Annotated in this window: 12 protein-coding genes; 6 read left to right on the forward strand and 6 right to left on the reverse strand. The window is 69.1% G+C overall.

What is annotated here, in order from left to right; genetic code table 11:
• The first annotated feature begins 98 nt into the window (after window positions 1-98).
• The 3 genes from ACO0M4_RS05140 to ACO0M4_RS05150 all read left to right on the forward strand — a co-directional run bounded on the left by ACO0M4_RS05140 (window position 99) and on the right by ACO0M4_RS05150 (window position 2,186).
• The gene (locus tag ACO0M4_RS05140; RefSeq protein ID WP_016570936.1) at window positions 99-782 is read left to right on the forward strand and encodes a response regulator; all 684 of its coding nucleotides are present in this window, start codon (window positions 99-101) and stop codon (window positions 780-782) included.
• Between the two features lie 165 nt (window positions 783-947).
• Entirely contained in the window at window positions 948-1,346 is a 399-nt protein-coding gene (locus tag ACO0M4_RS05145) for an OB-fold nucleic acid binding domain-containing protein (protein ID WP_180986023.1), read from the forward strand.
• A gap of 3 nt (window positions 1,347-1,349) precedes the next feature.
• Window positions 1,350-2,186 carry a DUF3159 domain-containing protein gene (locus tag ACO0M4_RS05150; RefSeq protein WP_430368405.1) on the forward strand — a complete coding sequence of 279 codons (837 nt, stop codon included), beginning with the start codon at window positions 1,350-1,352 and terminating at the stop codon, window positions 2,184-2,186.
• A gap of 93 nt (window positions 2,187-2,279) precedes the next feature.
• Here ACO0M4_RS05150 and ACO0M4_RS05155 read toward each other — a convergent pair whose 3' ends face one another.
• Window positions 2,280-2,951, reverse strand: a complete 672-nt coding sequence (locus ACO0M4_RS05155) for a potassium channel family protein (protein WP_039631978.1) — start codon at window positions 2,949-2,951, stop codon at window positions 2,280-2,282.
• On the reverse strand, window positions 2,948-3,616 hold the full coding sequence (locus ACO0M4_RS05160; protein ID WP_430368406.1) for a potassium channel family protein: 669 nt from the start codon (window positions 3,614-3,616) through the stop codon (window positions 2,948-2,950). Before ACO0M4_RS05160 ends, ACO0M4_RS05155 begins: the two co-directional genes overlap by 4 nt.
• A 332-nt stretch (window positions 3,617-3,948) precedes the next feature.
• On the opposite strand from ACO0M4_RS05160, the gene ACO0M4_RS05165 reads away from it, so the two are divergent.
• The 3 genes from ACO0M4_RS05165 (at window position 3,949) to ACO0M4_RS05175 (ending at window position 9,719) form a co-directional block, all read left to right on the forward strand.
• Window positions 3,949-5,946 (forward strand): NAD-binding protein, encoded by a 1,998-nt coding sequence (locus tag ACO0M4_RS05165; RefSeq protein WP_430371254.1) that lies wholly within the window; start codon window positions 3,949-3,951, stop codon window positions 5,944-5,946.
• A 272-nt stretch (window positions 5,947-6,218) separates the two neighbouring features.
• Window positions 6,219-8,270: an APC family permease gene (locus ACO0M4_RS05170; protein WP_430368407.1), complete on the forward strand. Its 2,052-nt coding sequence runs from the start codon at window positions 6,219-6,221 to the stop codon at window positions 8,268-8,270.
• A 108-nt stretch (window positions 8,271-8,378) separates the two neighbouring features.
• A complete protein-coding gene (locus tag ACO0M4_RS05175) occupies window positions 8,379-9,719 on the forward strand; it encodes a class I SAM-dependent RNA methyltransferase (protein WP_430368408.1) in 1,341 nt (446 codons plus the stop codon).
• A 273-nt stretch (window positions 9,720-9,992) separates the two neighbouring features.
• On the opposite strand, the gene ACO0M4_RS05180 is transcribed toward ACO0M4_RS05175, so the two are convergent.
• The 4 genes from ACO0M4_RS05180 to pglZ all read right to left on the reverse strand — a co-directional run bounded on the left by ACO0M4_RS05180 (window position 9,993) and on the right by pglZ (window position 17,931).
• A complete protein-coding gene (locus ACO0M4_RS05180) occupies window positions 9,993-11,441 on the reverse strand; it encodes a hypothetical protein (RefSeq protein WP_430368409.1) in 1,449 nt (482 codons plus the stop codon).
• A gap of 270 nt (window positions 11,442-11,711) precedes the next feature.
• Window positions 11,712-13,844, reverse strand: coding sequence for a DEAD/DEAH box helicase (locus tag ACO0M4_RS05185; RefSeq protein ID WP_430368410.1), 2,133 nt, complete (start codon window positions 13,842-13,844; stop codon window positions 11,712-11,714).
• Window positions 13,841-15,169, reverse strand: a complete 1,329-nt coding sequence (gene brxD / locus ACO0M4_RS05190) for a BREX system ATP-binding protein BrxD (protein WP_430368411.1) — start codon at window positions 15,167-15,169, stop codon at window positions 13,841-13,843. Before brxD ends, ACO0M4_RS05185 begins: the two co-directional genes overlap by 4 nt.
• A complete protein-coding gene (gene pglZ / locus ACO0M4_RS05195; RefSeq protein ID WP_430368413.1) occupies window positions 15,166-17,931 on the reverse strand; it encodes a BREX-2 system phosphatase PglZ in 2,766 nt (921 codons plus the stop codon). The genes brxD and pglZ overlap by 4 nt, the downstream gene beginning before the upstream one ends.
• Window positions 17,932-17,938: the final 7 nt, after the last annotated feature.

Genomic DNA, 17,938 nt, shown 5'->3' on the forward strand with positions numbered 1-17,938 from the left:
GGAGGGGGCCATTTCACCGGCCGGGCGGTACCGGCCGCATTGACGACGTGGTCGGCGGGTGTTGCCCGTCGGCGATCGACACCGCGAGGAGAACGCCAGTGAACCGGGTGCTTGTGGTTGATGACGAGCCGCAGATCGTTCGCGCCCTTGTGATCAACCTGAAGGCGCGCAAGTACGAGGTGGATGCCGCCCCTGATGGGGCCACTGCCCTGAAGCTCGCTGCGGCCCGCCATCCCGATGTGGTGGTCCTGGATCTGGGGCTGCCCGATATGGACGGTGTGGAGGTCATCAAGGGGCTGCGCGGCTGGTCGCGGGTGCCGATTTTGGTGCTGTCCGCGCGGCAGACGTCGGACGAGAAGGTGGAGGCGCTGGATGCGGGGGCGGACGACTATGTGACGAAGCCGTTCGGGATGGATGAGCTGCTGGCGCGGTTGCGGGCGGCGGTGCGGCGGGCGGAGCCGACCGGGCCGGCGGATGACGAGGTGATCGTGGAGACCGAGGGGTTCACGGTCGATCTGGCGGCGAAGAAGGTCAATCGGGGCGGTCGGGACATTCGTCTGACGCCGACGGAGTGGCATCTGCTGGAGGTGCTGGTCCGTAATCAGGGGCGGCTGGTCAGCCAGAAGCAGTTGTTGCAGGAGGTGTGGGGGCCGTCGTACGGGACGGAGACGAATTACCTGCGGGTGTACATGGCGCAGCTGCGGCGGAAGCTGGAGGGTGATCCGTCGCACCCGCGGCACTTCATCACGGAGCCGGGTATGGGGTATCGGTTCGAGGGGTGAACGCGGGGCGGCCGGGGGAGGGCGGCTGGTGGGGGCCGTCGTGGGGGGGGGGATGGCCTGGTGGTCGGGGTGCGGGTGGATCGTCGTTTCGAGGGGTGAACGCGGGCGGCGGGGTGCTGGTGCGGGGTGCGGGGGACGCCGCGCGGGCCCCGGTACGCTGGGGTTATGAGTGCTGGGATCCGACCCGAGAAGCCGGCCGGCCGGTTCCGCCGGATGCTCGACAGGCTGTCGTCCTCCGAGGAGGAGCTGCAGTCCGCCGAGTTGCAGGAGGATGCGCAGGCGACGGGGTGTACGCGGATATGCGACTGCGATGACCGTCAGATAGTGAAGGTCTCCGGGACCCTGCGGCATGTCACGCTGCGGCCGCGTGCCGGTGTGCCCGCGCTGGAGGCGGAGCTGTTCGACGGCTCCGCGGCGCTCGACGTGGTGTGGCTGGGTCGCCGTTCCATCGTCGGGATCGAGCCGGGCCGTAAGCTCATCGCCTCGGGCCGGGTCTCGTTGAGTCACGGGCGCCGGGTGCTCTTCAATCCCAAGTACGAACTGCGACCGCTCGGACAGGAGTAGCCGGTGACGTCGTACGACCGACCGACCACTGACCCTGAGGCTTCCACTTCCGCTTCTGTTGACCGCCCTGTGGGCGGGGCCCCGCTGGAGTCCGGTGCGGGTGCTGGTGCCGATGGCAGGCAGGTGACGGAAGCGGCGCTGTTCGAGGCGTTCGGTGGCGTGCGCGGCATGGTGGAGACGGTGCTGCCGGGTCTGCTGTTCGTCGCGATCTTCACGGTCAACAAGGATCTGCACGTCTCGGCGATTGCGGCGCTGGCGGTGTCGTTGGTGCTGTGTGCGGTGCGGCTGGTGCGGAAGGACACCGTCAAACACGCCTTCAGTGGGGTGTTCGGGGTGGCGTTCGGTGTGGTCTTCGCGATGATGACCGGTAACGCCAAGGACTTCTACCTGCCGGGGATGCTGTACACGCTGGGGCTGGCGGTGGCGTACATCGTCACGACGCTTGCGGGTGTTCCGTTGATCGGGTTGATTCTGGGCCCGGTGTTCAAGGAGAACCTTTCGTGGCGGACGCGTAATCCGGGGCGTAAGAAGGCGTACGCGAAGGCCAGCTGGGCGTGGGGGCTGATCCTGCTCGCCAAGTGCATGATCTTGTTCCCGTTGTACTGGTGGGCGGACACCACACAGCTGGGGTGGGTGTTGGTGGCCCTGAAGATTCCGCCGTTCCTGTTGGCGCTGTATCTGACCTGGATGTTCCTGGTGAAGGCGCCGGCGCCGATCGATGTCTTCGCGGAGATGGAAGCGCAGGAGAAGGCCGAGGAGGCCGAGCGGCAGCGGGGGCTGTCGGCGCCGGAGGCGGCTGCCGCGGACCGTCCGCAAGAGGGGCCGCGGCACCGTCGCTGATCTGCGGCGCGAAGTGTGACAGGGCGAAGGGCCCGGGAGCTTTGTGGCTCCCGGGCCCTTCGTGTGGTGCGTCGGCCGGACCGGTGGGTCGGCTCAGCTGTCGTCGCGGCGGACGGACAGCAGGTCTTCCAGCTGTTCCTCGCGGGACTGGGCGGCGACGAAGAGCAGTTCGTCGCCGGCTTCGAGGGCGTCGTCCTTGTTGGGGGTGAGGACCCGGGTGCCGCGGATGATCGTCACCAGGGAGGTGTCCTCGGGCCAGTCCACGTCTCCGACCCGGGTGCCGGCCAGGGCGGCTTCCGGGGGGAGGGTGAGTTCGACGAGGTTGGCGTCGCCGTGGCTGAAGCGCAGCAGCCGGACGAGGTCGCCGACGCTGACGGCCTCTTCGACCAGGGCGGACATCAGGCGCGGGGTGGAGACGGCGACGTCGACGCCCCAGGCTTCGTTGAACAGCCATTCGTTCTTGGGGTTGTTGACGCGGGCGACGACCCGCGGCACGCCGTACTCGGTCTTGGCGAGCAGGGAGACGACGAGGTTGACCTTGTCGTCGCCGGTTGCGGCGATGACGACGTTGCAGCGCTGGAGGGCTGCTTCGTCGAGTGAGGTGATTTCGCAGGCGTCGGCGAGCAGCCATTCGGCAAGCGGGACCCGTTCGACGGAGATGGCGGTGGGCGCCTTGTCGATGAGCAGGATCTCGTGACCGTTTTCGAGCAGTTCGCCGGCGATGGAGCGGCCGACCGCTCCTGCGCCCGCAATGGCGACCCTCATGCGTGCGCCTCCTCGGGACCCTGGGCGAATGCCGCCTCGACCTTTTCGACTTCGTCGGTGCGCATCATGACGTGCACCAGGTCGCCTTCCTGGAGGACCGTCTGGGAGGTGGGCAGCGTGGCCTCGCCCAGGCGGGTGAGGAAGGCGACGCGGACGCCGGTCTCCTCCTGCAGTTTGCTGATCTTGTGGCCGACCCAGGAGGGGGCGGTGTGGACCTCGGCGAGCTGGACGCCGCCGCTGGGGTCGCGCCAGAGGGGTTCGGCGCCCGAGGGCAGCAGCCGGCGCAGCATCTGGTCGGCGGTCCAGCGGACGGTGGCGACGGTGGGGATGCCGAGGCGCTGGTAGACCTCGGCGCGGCGCGGGTCGTAGATCCGGGCCGCGACGTTCTCCACGCCGAACATCTCGCGGGCCACGCGGGCGGCGATGATGTTGGAGTTGTCGCCGCTGGAGACGGCGGCGAAGGCGCCGGCCTCTTCGATGCCGGCTTCGCGGAGGGTGTCCTGGTCGAAGCCGACGCCGGTGACGCGGCGGCCGCCGAAGGCCGAGCCGAGGCGGCGGAACGCGGTCGGGTCCTGGTCGATCACCGCGATGGAGTGGCCCTGGCCTTCCAGGGTCTGCGCGAGCGCGGAGCCCACGCGGCCGCATCCCATGATGACGATGTGCATGCTGATTACCCCGTGCCTTGCACTAGCGCGCTGACCTGCACAAACACCCTGCTCACTACTTTCTTCTCCGACGTACCGGCGACACGGAGCCGCGGTCTTGTGACCGCGGCCCGGTGCGTCAGACGGGAGCGCCGGCCGCACCGTGGTCCGGTACAACCGTAGCTGTAATGGCGTGCCCGGTAGGGGGCGCGGTGGGTGCTGGTCCGTTGTGGGCGGGTGCCGGGGTGCGGTGGGATCGTGCGCTGCGCTGCGCGGGGGCGGGCCTATAGGGCACGCTACGGCGTGTGCCACAACTGCCACAACAGCCCCAACAGGTCTCTCTCGCACCGCACATGGTGGTGTGCGGCGATGACGCGCTCGCCCACCGGCTCGCCGCCGAGCTCCGTGACGTCTACGGCGAACGGGTGACGCTGATCGTGCCGTCCGCGCGGGAGCCGAACCGCCCCCGTGTTCCGTCGCCGTCCCGCGGCCTGGGTCGGGCCACCGCGCTGCTCGGCCGGATGTCGGCGGCGGTGGCGCGGGGCGGGCCCGGTGTGCCGCCCGGTGCGCCGCCCGCGCCGGCGCGCGAGGACGGGCAGTCGCCGCCGGAGCCGATACGCGTCCTGGTGGCGACGCAGGTCGACGACGCGGCGCTGATCCGGGCGGGGATCACCGAGGCCGGCGCGCTGGCGCTGGTCCACGACGACGACGATCTCAACATCCACGCCGCGCTCCGGGCCCGTCGCCTCAACCCCCGGTTGCGGCTGGTGATCCGGCTCTACAACCGCAAACTCGGCCAGCATCTGGAGGAGTTGCTGGACCAGGCAGCGGCGGTCGCCGCGAGTAGCGGGGCGGACGGTGCGCAGCCGCCGCGAGCCGATGCCTCCACCACGGTGCTCTCCGACGCGGACACCGTCGCGCCGGCGTTGGTGGCGACGGCGGTCGCCGGGACCAGCAAGGTCATCGAGGCGGACGGGTTGATGCTGCGGGCCGTGGAGCGTGCGCCGGGGCAGTCCGGTCCGGCGGGGGCGCGGCGGCTGTGCACGTTGGCGTTGCTGTCGCCGTCGCCCGGCGAGGCGTCTGGTGGTTTCGCCGGTGGCCCCTCAGGCGGGCCGTCCGGTGCGCCCGGGGCGGCGTCGGGTGACGAGGGGCCGGTGCTGCTGCCGGACGACGCCTCGGCCGCGGCGGCCACCGGCTGTGGCCGGATCGTTCTGGAGACCGTGGCCTATACGGGGCGGACGGTGCGGCCGCGCCGGCTGCGCGGTCGGGGTGCGCCGCTCGCCTCCCTCTTCTCCCGGCGGCTGCGCTGGTCGCTGGCCGGGATCGTCGGGGCGGTGCTGGCGCTGGCCGTCGCGGCGTCCTTGGCGACGGGGGAGAAGCCGTTGCACGCGGCGTACCTCACGCTGCTGGACCTGTTCGCGATCAATGAACCGGCGCTCGACGCCCCGTTGGCGCGCAAACTGCTCCAGTTGCTGTCCGGGTTGGTCGGGCTGTTGTTGCTCCCGGTGCTGGTGGCGGCGGCGTTCGAGGGGCTGGGGACGTTCCGTAGTGCCTCGGCGTTGCGTCGTCCGCCCCGTGGGTTGTCCGGGCACGTGGTGTTGCTGGGGCTGGGGAAGATCGGTACCCGGGTGCTGGCGCGGTTGCACGAGATGCGGATCCCGGTGGTGTGCATTGAGGCCGATCCGGAGGCGCGCGGGATCGCGTTGGCGCGCCGGCTGCGGGTGCCGACCGTCGTGGGGGACGTGACGCAGGAGGGCGTGTTGGAGGCGGCGTTGGCCGACCGGGCCCGGACCTTGCTGGCGCTGACGAGCGAGGACACCACCAATCTGGAGGCGGCGCTCTACGCACGGTCGGTCAATCCGCGGCTGCGGGTGACGCTGCGGCTCTTCGACGACGGGTTCGCCGCCGCCGTCTACCGCACGTTGCGCGCGGCGCATCCGGGTGCGCGGACCCGTAGCCGCAGCGTGTCGTTCCTGGCGGCGCCGGCCTTCGCCGGGGCGATGATGGGCCGCGAGATCCTCGGGGCGATCCCGGTGGAGCGGCGGGTGCTGCTGGTGGCCCGGGTGGAGGTGCGCGGTCATGCCGCCCTGGAGGGGCGGACGGTCGGTGAGGTGCTGCGGCCGGGCCGGCTGCGGGTGCTGGCCGTCGACAATTCCGCGCCCGACGAGCCGGCGGCGGAGCCCGCGGCGGGCGCGCCGCAGTCGGGGGACGGTCCGGCGCCGGCGCATCTGGCGGACGAGTTGGACGACCACGTCCTGCGGCCGCAGGACGTGGTGCTGCTGGCGGCGACCCGGGAGGGGCTGGGCGATCTGCTGTCCCGTCGGCCGCGCCCGGTGGTGCGCGCGGAGTGAGGCCACGGCCCCCGACACGCCCGGCAGCGCGCGGCGAGTGACGACACGCCCCCCGCGACACGCCCGAACTCCGTGACATCCACCACGAAGTTCGGGCCCGCGGGGTTCCCCGTATCGACGATGCAGCCGTGTGCGTAGCGTGTAGATGTTGCGGAGAAGCCGCGTGGTGGATGCGGAGTCGGGTGGCTCTGTGCATGGTGGCGCATTCGGGTGTTCCGACCCGTCCGGGTGGCGGGTGGGCGAGGACCTTGACGAAGGCTTAGCATCCTCGGGTGTCCAAACTGACCGACGTGCCCAAACGGATCTTGATCGGGCGCGCACTGCGCAGCGACAGGCTTGGGGAGACCCTTCTCCCCAAGCGCATCGCACTCCCCGTCTTCGCCTCCGACCCGCTCTCCTCCGTGGCCTACGCGCCCGGCGAGGTACTGCTGGTCCTGTCCGTGGCGGGGGTCTCGGCGTACCACTTCAGCCCGTGGATCGCGGTCGCGGTCGTCGTGCTGATGTTCACCGTCGTCGCGTCGTACCGGCAGAACGTGCACGCCTACCCGAGCGGCGGTGGTGACTACGAGGTCGCCACCACCAACCTCGGGCCCAAGGCCGGCCTGACCGTCGCCAGCGCACTGCTGGTCGACTACGTCCTGACCGTCGCGGTCTCCATCTCCTCCGGAGTGGAGAACCTCGGCTCCGCCGTCCCCTTCGTCGTCGAGCACAAGACGCTCTGCGCCATCGCCATCATCGTGCTGCTGACCTTGATGAACCTGCGCGGCGTCAAGGAGTCCGGCAAGCTCTTCGCGATCCCCACGTACGTCTTCGTGGCCGGCGTCTTCATCATGATCCTCTGGGGCGCGATCCGCGGCCTGGTCCTCGGCGACACCATGAAGGCCCCCACCGCCGACTACACCATCCACGCCGAACAGGGCGGCCTCGCCGGCTTCGCAATGATCTTCCTGCTGCTGCGCGCCTTCTCCTCCGGCTGTGCCGCGCTCACCGGCGTCGAGGCGATCTCCAACGGTGTGCCCGCCTTCCGCAAGCCGAAGTCGAAGAACGCCGCCACCACCCTCGCCCTGATGGGCGGGCTGGCCGTCACCATGTTCTGCGGCATCATCGCGCTGGCCATGACCACCCACGTCCGGATGGCCGAGAACCCCGCCACCGACCTGCTCAGCAACGGCAAGCCGATCGGCTCCGGCTACACCCAGAACCCGGTCATCTCGCAGGTCGCCGAGGCGGTCTTCGGCAAGGGCAGCTTCCTCTTCGTCGTGCTGGCCGCGGCCACCGCACTGGTCCTGTTCCTGGCCGCCAACACCGCCTACAACGGTTTCCCGCTGCTCGGCTCGATCCTCGCCCAGGACCGCTACCTGCCGCGCCAGCTGCACACCCGCGGCGACCGGCTGGCCTTCTCCAACGGCATCGTCCTACTGGCCGGCGCCGCCACCATCCTGGTCTACCTCTACGGCGCGGACTCCACCCGCCTGATCCAGCTCTACATCGTCGGCGTCTTCGTCTCCTTCACGCTCAGCCAGATCGGCATGGTCCGGCACTGGAACCGCCACCTGGTCAGCGAGAAGGACCCCGCCAAGCGCCGCAAGATGCACCGCTCCCGCGCCATCAACGCCTTCGGTGCCTTCTTCACCGGCCTGGTCCTGGTCGTCGTCCTGCTCACCAAGTTCACCCACGGCGCCTGGGTCGCCCTCCTCGGCATGGTCATCTTCTTCGTGACCATGACCGCGATCCGCCGCCACTACGACCGGGTGTCCGACGAGATCGCCGCCCCGGACATGCCCGACGACGACGTGGTCCGCCCCTCCCGCGTGCACGCCATCGTCCTGGTCTCCAAGCTGCACAAGCCCACCCTGCGCGCCCTGAACTACGCCAAGCTGATGCGCTCGGGCACCCTCGAAGCGGTCAGCGTCGACGTCGACCAGGCCGACACCCGGGCCCTGCGCGCCGAGTGGGAGCGCCGCGGCATCGAGGTCCCGCTGAAGGTCCTCGCCTCCCCGTACCGCGAGATCACCCGGCCGATCATCGACTACGTCAAGTCGCTGCGCCGGGAGAGCCCCCGCGACGCGGTCTCCGTCTACATCCCCGAGTACGTCGTCGGCCACTGGTACGAGCACCTGCTCCACAACCAGTCCGCGCTGCGCCTCAAGGGACGCCTGCTGTTCACCCCCGGCGTCATGGTCACCTCCGTGCCCTGGCAGCTGGACTCCTCCGAAGCCGCCAAGAAGCGCGCCCGCAAGCGCGCCGAATGGAACGCCCCCGGCGCGGTCCGGCGCGGCCCGGTCACCGCACCCAAGAAGGAATCCGCGGCCACCAAGAAGTGACCGCGGCGGCCCGGGGCACACCCCGGCACGCCGTAGAATGGACGGCTGGCCTCCACTCGGAGGCCAGCCGTCACGGTTTCCTCCCACCCCACCCAGGAGCTCCCCGCCATGCAGCCGGACACGCCGCCGGAACCCAGGAAGTCACTGGTCGGCGAGGAGTACGAGGTCGAGATCGGCCCGGTCGCGCACGGCGGCCACTGCATCGCCCGCACCGACGCCGGCCAGGTCCTCTTCGTCCGGCACGCACTGCCCGGCGAACGGGTCCGCGCCCGCGTCACCGACGGCGAGGAAGGCGCCCGCTTCCTGCGCGCCGACGCCGTCGACATCCTCGACCCCTCCAAGGACCGCGTCGAGGCGCCCTGCCCGTTCTCCGGCCCCGGCCGGTGCGGCGGCTGCGACTGGCAGCACGCCGCGCCCGGCGCGCAGCGCCGCCTCAAGGCCACGGTCATCGCCGAGCAACTGGCGCGGCTCGCCGGCCTCACCCCCGAGGAGACCGGCTGGGACGGCACCGTCGAACCGGCCCCCGGCGACAAGGTCGCCAAGGGCGAGGTCCCGGCCTGGCGCACCCGCGTCCAGTACGCGGTCGACGCCGACGGCCACCCCGGCCTCCGCAAGCACCGCTCGCACGACGTCGAGCCGGTCACCCACTGCATGATCGCCGCCCCCGGCGTATCCGAACTCGGCATCGAGCAGCGCACCTGGCCGCAGATCGCCACCGTCGAGGCGATCGCCGCCACCGGCTCCCACGACCGCCAGGTCATCCTCACCCCCCGCCCCGGCGGCCGCCTCCCCATCGTCGAACTCGACAAGCCGGTCTCCGTCCTCCGCGTCGACGAGAAGGACGGCGGCGTCCACCGCGTCCACGGCCGCCCCTTCGTCCGCGAACGCGCCGCCGGCCGCACCTGGCGGGTCGGCAACGGCGGCTTCTGGCAGGTCCACCCGAAGGCCGCCGACCTCCTCGTCGAGGCCGTCATGCAGGGCCTGATGCCGAAGAAGGGCGACATGGCCCTCGACCTCTACTGCGGCGTCGGCCTCTTCGCCGGGGCCCTCGCCGAACGCGTCGGCGACAAGGGCGCAGTCCTCGGCATCGAATCGAGCAAGCGCGCCGTCGAGGACGCCCGCCACAACCTCGCCGACCTCGACCGGGTCCGCATCGAACAGGGCAAGGTCGAGCAGATCCTCCCCCGCACCGGCATCACCGACGTCGACCTCGTCGTCCTCGACCCGCCCCGCGCCGGCGCCGGCAAGGCCACCGTCCGCCACCTCGCCTCCCTCACCCCCCGCCGCATCGCCTACGTCGCCTGCGACCCGGCCGCCCTCGCCCGCGACCTCGCGTACTTCCGCGAGGCGGGGTACGGGGCACGGCGCATGCGGGCGTTCGATCTCTTCCCGATGACCCACCATGTGGAGTGCGTCGCGATCCTTGAGCGGGCCGCAAAGGGCGTCTGACCTGCGGGTTCGGGTGGTGTGCGTTATGTGCGCTGTGGGCGTTACGGGCGATATCTTGACGCATATTCGACGCACGTGACGCACGTTTGACGCAGATTCTGACGGGGCGTCACTCGGTCGATTACGCAGGTCACGTGAGATGGAAAAGGCGGTTCCTGAGCCCTGTCTTTGCGGGGACTTTGCGAAGATCGGTCGAGTTTTGCCATCGCAGGTGCCAGGCGCGCTGCAGTTCGCGATCTGGCGGGTCCGGCGGAAGTCAGGTGGATCGTGCGCTTAATAGGTGGGTCCGTAGGGGCTCCAGCCGCGAATGAACGGCTGGAGGTCCTCAGCGCGGGGCTCGGGGATTTTCGGTAGCAACGGTGAACCGTTGAGCGGGTTCAGGCGTTTCACATGGCTCTCGGCCCACGCGATCCATGCCTCGGCTTCGTCCCTGGCTGCTCCGGGAGGCAGACCCTCTGCATGAAGTCGGAGTGCGCCGACGTACTCGACGAGGCCCGCTGCGCGCCTCCACCCCGCGTGCTGTTCTTCGAGGTGGCGGACGCGGTATGCCTCTGCGTATTCGGCCGCGGCCTGCCGCTTGGCGGCTTCCCACCGCAGGCGCTTCTGCTGTGCTTCTTCCAGGTCAGCCAGACGCTTGCGTTCGGCTTCCTGTCCGCGCAAGCCGACCTCCTGAACGATCTCGGCGAGCTGGTCCTCAAGAGGGCGTGCCGCCGTGTCGGCCCACTCGCCGGCCCGGTGCGGCAGCCCACCGCTGACAGCGATCCTCAAGCGGTCGGCGGGGGAGTAGTCGTAGCGAGGGGGCCTGGCCCAGGAGTACTTCTCGGCGTCCGCAAGTTCCTTCCGCGTGGGGACGTGTTCGACCCGGTCCTGTTCCTGCAGGACGAGGAATTCGCATTTCTGTCCCTGCGCGGTGATGGTGAAGTGAGGTGGGCCGCCTCGCCGACGATGCGGTGGCGGTGCCGCATTCGCTGTGCCGATCACGACGGTGTGCCCCGCCCCCTGTGTTGCGGTGAGCAGGGCATGGATGAGTCGGAAAGCCCGGTTCTGCACGGACTTGGTCAGCCCCATGGGCTGAGGAAGGCCCTGCAGGGCTTTGACGACTGGATACGGTTTTGTGAGCCGTGAAGGCACAGGAATGGGTGACAGCACGGCCAAGCGCCAGGCAGGTGTGTCGACCAGCCGGATCTCATAGCCGTCACGGCACCAGCCTCCGTGCAGCTCTTTGGCCTTCGGGATCTTCCCCGACCTCCGGGCGGCAGCGACGCGGATCGGCCATTTCTCGGTCTCCCGGCCGCTGGCTTCCCGTTTGACGATCCGGCCGCCCGCCTCCACAAGCTCTTCCAGGAGCTGCTCCGTGACGGTCGTCTTCCTCTTGCGAGGACCGGAGTTGGGGCTCGGTGGTGGTGTTGGCGCGTCTACCGGCTCGCTGGCCTTTTGCCCGGTGGAGACGGTCGCTGGTGGCGGTCCAGCTTTCTGGGCTGGGGCGCCACCTCTGGCGCGAGGTTTGTCGGGCGGATAGCTGCCGTGGTCGAGGAAGTACTGGCCGGAGGCCGTGAGTCTCGCGGACCATTGCCCTTCCCTCTTGGAGACTTTGACCAGCCCCCGGCTCTGTAGCGCTTGGCAGCTGAGCTTGTGGGCGGTCCCTTCCCATAGGTCTTCCGGGCAACCTTGGCCGACCCAACGCAGGACCTGTAGTTGAGGTTCATTTAGCAGTTGCGGCATGTGAATACCCTTTGCGTCGGTAGGTCCGCCCGATGGCATGTTCCCAGTTGGGGGCAGCGCTTAGGCTTCAGATGTTTGGCAACCCTTAATTGGGCTGCGCACGTTCGGCCGCCCGTCTTCCATCAGTGGTGTGCTGCTGAGAGCTTGGCCGGCGAGTCTGTGGTGGTTGAACTCAGCGGGAAGCCAAGCGCCGCGTCGACCTCGTCCAGATCTTCCCTACCGCCGACGCGCTCGAACGCCTCACCGCCGGTGCTGCCCTACCGTGGGTGCTCAATCGCCCACGAACACGAACCTCGAGGTTTCTTTGAGTGCAGCCGATGCGCCATCGAGGTCCGCGAGACGCGCGGCGAGTGTGGCCTCTGCAAGCCGTTGAGGGAGTGCGGCGCTGAACTTGAGCCCATGGATAGCGCGAGTGTCGACGGCGGGGAGGCAGAGCTGACCTATTGCCGCGGCCTTGGCTCGATTCCACTCGTCCAGAGTCAAGTCTTCGCGGAGCCGGATGTACGTGTCTGTAGGGCGCTGAAGAGGGTCGGCAATGCCCGAGAGCGTGGCAGCCAGGGTGACGTTGACCCGATAGCCGGCCCAAGTCCACCAGCGCACGTTCGTGTCCCGACCACCGCGGAGAACAACTGTCCCGGCAGGGTGCACCGACTCCGCGCCGTTGTCGCGAGCCTGAGCGAGGGCGGCTTCAGCACGACGGGTCAAAGTGACTAGCGGATCGGTGCCGAGCAGGACCTCCCGGGCGGAGCGGGTCAGCTCGTACGAGGCGGAACGGCCGGAGCCGACCCCGCCCCACCGTGCCTTGCCGCCGCCCTCGACCGGTTCGACGAAGCACCGCCGCCGGGACCAGTCGATGTACGTCACCTGCCAGCTCCGTCCGGCGAGGAGCAGCCGCCTAGGTCCGGCAACTTCCTCAGTCAGCAGCGCCGGGTTGGTGGTGCCGATCTCGCTGCGGCCCGCCAGCACAGTGAACTCCGGTGCGGCAGTGAAGACCGCGGTGAGATCCATGAAGTGGCGGTAACCGAAGCGGCGTTCGGCCTCGGGGCCGATGAACAGCATTCCGCCGTCCTGCTCCAGGAACCCCTCGTCGATCAGATGGCGCACGATGGGTTCGGCGGAGGGGCCGAAGGGGCCGAGCCCGCCCCACCACTCCCGCCAGAGCCGGTCTCCGACCCGGTGTTCCTGCAGGCAGAGAGCCAGCACTTGCTGGGCGACGATGTGCCGGGGTTCCGGTGGGGCCACCACCGGCTCGACCCAGCCACGTGACCACAGCAGAAGCAGGGCTGCTGCGCCGAGCAGACCGTCTTCGTCGGTGGCAAGGAAAAGGCAATTCCGAGTGGAACCCGGGCGCCGTCCGGTCCGACCGAGCCGCTGGAGGAAGGAGGCCACGGTGCTGGGTGCGTCAATCTGGATGACGCGATCCAGGTCGCCCACGTCGATGCCGAGTTCCAGTGTGCTGGTGGAGACGATCACACAGTCTCGTGCATCGGCGAATGCCTCTTCCGCCCGCCTCCGCTCATCCATTGAGAGAGACGCATGCGAGAGGAATGTGGTCACACCCTTGGCTCGCAGGCTCTCGCCGAGCATCTCGACCTGCCGACGCGATTCGCAGAACACCAGCCGCTTCTCCCCGCTATGCAGGAAGGCGATCACCGTCGCCGCATTCTCCAGGGACCCCACATAGTCGAGCTGGATTTCGCCGGGGGGCGGCAGGACTGGATTCTCCTCGCGCAGATGCGGGGCGACAACGTAAGCCGCGCGTTGGCCGAGCCCCGAGCCCTGCAGCCACGTGAGCAGCTGTTCAGGATTGCTCACCGTCGCGGAGAGCCCGACCCGCTGTACTGACCGACCGACGACTCGTTCGAGCCGCTCGAGCACGGCCAGCAGATGCCAGCCCCGGTCGTCACCGGCGAAGGCATGCACCTCATCGACGACGATGGTCCGCAGCCCGGAGAAGAAGGCCCGGTGGTCGACATTGGCGCTGACCAGCATCGCCTCCAGCGATTCTGGCGTAGTCAGCAGGATGTCTGGCCGATCCCGCAGGATCCGCTTGCGTCGTGGCTGCGAGACATCCCCGTGCCACAGCGCCGCGGTCCGGCCCAGCCATGAGGTGTAAGTCTCCAGACGGGGCAGGAGGTTGTTGAGCAGCGCCTTGAGCGGGCATACGTAGAGGACTGAGGTCCCTGTCCAGTTCTCCGCTGCCATCCTGGACAGCAGAGGGAAGGATGCCGCTTCGGTCTTGCCGCCCGCCGTCGGTGCGAGCAGTACTGCATCGGCACCGTCCAGCAGCGGTTCGATTGCCTCTTCTTGGAGCGGGCGAAGGCCAGGCCACCCCAGGGTGTTGACGATGTGGTGTACGACCCCGGGGTGCAGCCGGTCCAGCGGTTCGGGTGCACCTGTCACGGCAGCTCCAGCTCGATCTCGTCGGCGCTGTCCGCCGTGGCGTTGCGCTCGACTTCGCTCAGCTCGTCGCTGCTGACGGTCAGCGCGTAGTGCTTGCGCGGGTCGAAGTCGTCAAACTCGTCCACCCGGTCCAATACGTCTGCGACGAGTTTGCGCAGGAAGAGCCTCGGTGCGATGCCCGCCCGCCCGCCGAGCCTTCCCGTCAGGGCAGTGGCCAACTCCGCCACGTACGTATCGTCGACAAGGTCAGCGATACGCTCAGGATTCCGGGCCGATCCCGCATACAAGTCGCGTACGGCACGGCCCAGTTCGCCCAGCCGCTGGAGATCGAAACCGGTAAGTCGCAGCTGGACCGCCCGCGGTGAGTCGAAGCGCGGATCGGTGGAGAAGTCGGTTGCCAACCGTTGGGCCAGCGGAGGCAGGCGTTGAACCCCCTGCTGCCCGTCGTAGAAGGCAGGTGTGCCGGTGATGACCAGGAAGAGCCCAGGAAAGCGGCCCGCGTCGATTTCATCAAGGAGCTGTCGTAGGGCATTGAGCCCCTTCTCGCGCACGTCTCCCCGCACCCGTTGCAAGGTCTCGATCTCATCGAGGACCAGCAGGAGTCCGGGATGCCCGCAGTCCTTCAGGACGGTGAGCAGTCCCTGAAGGAAGCCCAGTGCCGCGAAGTGGTCGAGATCTCCGCGCACCCCCGCAGTACGGCGCGCGGAGGCGGCGACCGACTTCTGGCCGCCTAGCCAGGCGATGACGGCTTCGGCGGTGGCCGCGTCCCCGTCCAGCGTGGCCTTGCGATAGCCGCGCAGGGCGGCGGAGAAGGCGGGAGTGGTCTGGGCTACGCCACGCAGCCGCACCTCCAGCAGCGCTTCGACCGCAGACTCCAACGCCTCACTGTCTTCAGCGAGTTCGGGTTGCGCCTCGGTCACCTCCTCTTCGAGGGTGTAGAACCAACCATCGATCACCGAGCGCAGGGCGCTGGCAGGCTCGGTCGCTGTGGTCAGCCGCTCGGTGAGCCGTCGGTAGACGGTTTCCAGTTTGTGCAGTGGTGTCTCTGTCTCCGAGATCTGAATCTCGGCGGTGGCGAGCCCCGCCCGCTTCGCCCGTTCGGCGAGCCAGCGGGCGAAGAAGGTCTTGCCGGACCCGTACTCGCCGCGAATGGCATGGAAGGCCGCACTGCCCGTCGCGATCGTGGCGATCCGCTCGTCCAGCGCGGGCGCGAAACGGTCCAGCCCGACAGCGAAGAGGTCGAGACCCGAGTGTGGCACGGTCCCGCGCCGTAGCGCGTCGATGACCTCGCGGCGGCGGGCTGCGCTGACGGATGCCCCGCTCATGCGTTCTCCCTGGGCAGTTCGAACTGCTCGCGCAGTGTGTCGCGGTTGAGCCGGACTCGGGTCCGGGAGTCGATCAGGCTGATGACTTCGTAGCCCTCGATGTTCAGCAGCCGGGTCAGCACAGTGACGAAGCCTTCCGGGCGGGTGTTGGTGCGGCCCCCCGAAGCGACGGCGGCGCCAGCGACTGCTGCGAGTGAGAGCGTGCCCCCCGATGCGTCGAGTGCGTCGATGACAGCCGCCACCACCTTGCGGTCCGGGACCCTGCGCACGAACTTCCCCTGATGCTCGTAGAGCTTGGTGGCCACGACCTGACGGCCGAGCGTGACCGGGGCCGGCGACTCGATGGGTGCGGGCGTGGTCGAGGGCGTTTCGACCGCGTCGTCGGCGAAGAGCTCACCCTCCTGGGGCCGTGCCTTCGGCTTTGCGGGCGGTGCCTTCCGCGTGGGCTTCGTGGTGGTTTGGGTCGTCAACGGTGCCGGGACGACTTGCGCTTCCCACCATGGCGGCTGGGCTGACTCTCGCGGTAGCTCGGCCCATCCGTCGGGCGCGAGGTCGATCGACGGAGTCAGGACCAGTACCGGCACCGTCATCTCGGCGAGTGCGGCGCCGCCGTGGTAGCCGGCCTTACGCGGGGTGTAGCGGATCTCCTCCGACCAGGGGGCAACGAGGTGACCGCCGTTTTCCAGCACGCGGGGGCCTGCCAGCGCGATCTCTCCCTCACCGGCAGCCGCCCCCGTACGCCAGCGGGCCGACTCCACCCCCTCGGCGGTCACTGGTTCTGCATCGGGTCTCGTCCGGTCGAGTACGTGTCCGTGATCGGATACCAGTACCACTGGACGCCCTTGCCCCCGCGCGGAGTTGAGTAGTTCGGTGAGGTACTTCACTCGATTCACCGACCAGTCGGCCAGCGAGCTCTGCTGCCCGTGGTCGAGGCTATCTTCGATGGTGTTCAGCACGACACCGACCACGGCATCCGATGCGATGGCCTCGACCAGCCGCTGGTCGAGCAACTGTCCCGCGGGACCGGCGATCTCGTTCTTGTGGAAGAGAGCAGCCGCACGCCGGCGCTGCTTCCAGAAATCGACGAATCCCTCCTTCTCCACACTCTGCCCGCCCGATACCGGGCGTCCGCACAGCAAGGTGGCCCGGCTGACGACAGTCACCGACGGGATCATGGCGACCGCAGCCGCTCGCCGCCCGTCGCCGGACAGTTCGCTCCACCGGCCCGCACCGGTCAACTCTTCGCCGAGCTGCGCCGCGACCGCGCTGCTCATCGCGTCCAGTACGAGGACCAACGGCGGACGCTTCGCCGCCAGCTTCACGGCGATCTTCTCCAGCACGTCCTCGACGAGCAGCGTCCCACCGGGCTGCGCCGTACTGGCGTGCTGCGCCCACGGCCCGAGCTCGGCCGCGAAGGCTTCGTCGAGCGTCGCCCTTCGCCGTCGCGCAGCGTCATGCACAGTGCGGTACGCATGAACCAGAACGGGCTCGGCGTCGGCATCTCCCACCCACAACTGCGTCAGTGCCCGGTCCACCCACCCCCAGTCGGCGACATGCGCGTGCACAGCCTGGTCGACCGAGGACACCACCGGCTCCGGCGCGTCCAGCCAGTGCTTCAGCCGTACGGCCATGCGCGCCAGCTCGATCCGCTTCGCATAGAGAACAGCGGCAAGGTGATGCTCTTGTACGTGTTCCCAGGCGGTCTGAGCTACTTGAGGCTCCTGGGCCAGCGCCTCGGCCAGCCGACGCAGCCGTGCCTGGAACCCCGAGGGTAGAAATGGATTATCGGCGAGCGCAGCAGAGAGATGGGCCTCCGTGGCCAGTTGATCAGCTTGGCGCAGTACGTCGAGAACCCGCTGCCGTGCCTCCTCGCTCTGCGCCCCCCGCCCCGTCGCCTCCCCGATCCATCGGGTGAGCGTGCCCTCCACGGCCCTTGCATAGGCGCGCAGTTCGGTCGGGTGTGAACCCATGCCGAAGACGGAGCCCAGAGCGACGGCCGCATCGGCCGACGCGGCGTCCCCGTTCATGACCGAGGCCAGCACACCCAGCGCAGTGGCCTCGGTGCCGCGGCCGCTGAGTGCCAGTCGCAGGAGCACTGGGGCAGCCTCGCCTGCATTCTGCGCCAGCCACTCGGCGATGCCCTGCTGTTCGGCTTCCGGCAACGCCGCGAAACGCTGTGGCCCGCCGGCCGTACGGGACCAGGCCAGCAAGGCATCGACATCCACCGACGCCTCGCCCTCGAACACGCCCTCGAGCCCGAGACGCACTCCAACAAGAGCGCGCATCGCCGCGTCCAGGGTGAGCACGGCCCCACGCTGGGGCCAGCCGCCGTCCGGCTCGGCGGTGATCAGTGCGTTGGGCAACCAGAGCCATGGGTCGCGCCGCATACGAGGATCGAGGTCGGCGGCGCCGAAAAGCTGCTTGACGATGTCGGCCTCGTCGACGGCGATGATCTGCGAGCGCACCATCTCGCCCACCAGGTCGAGACTGATCCGATCACCGGACACATCGGTGGTGACCACCAGCAGGTCCGAACCCTCGGTACCCAGATGAGCCTGCCAGGCATCGGTGATGCCGAGTACCGAAGTGGTGTGCGTGACCCGGACCTTGCGGCGCTCACCTTCGCCGACCGGCACGGTGAACTCCTGTGGCCCGCCCACCACGTACTTACCGTGCACCAGCACCAGCCGTCGACCCTTGGTTTGGGCCAGCCGTGTGGTCAGAAGTCCGGTGATGACCCGCTGGTCGAGTTCGGGCACCATGGCTCCC

Source organism: Streptomyces sp. RGM 3693, from assembly GCF_050471125.1.
GTDB lineage: Bacteria > Actinomycetota > Actinomycetes > Streptomycetales > Streptomycetaceae > Streptomyces.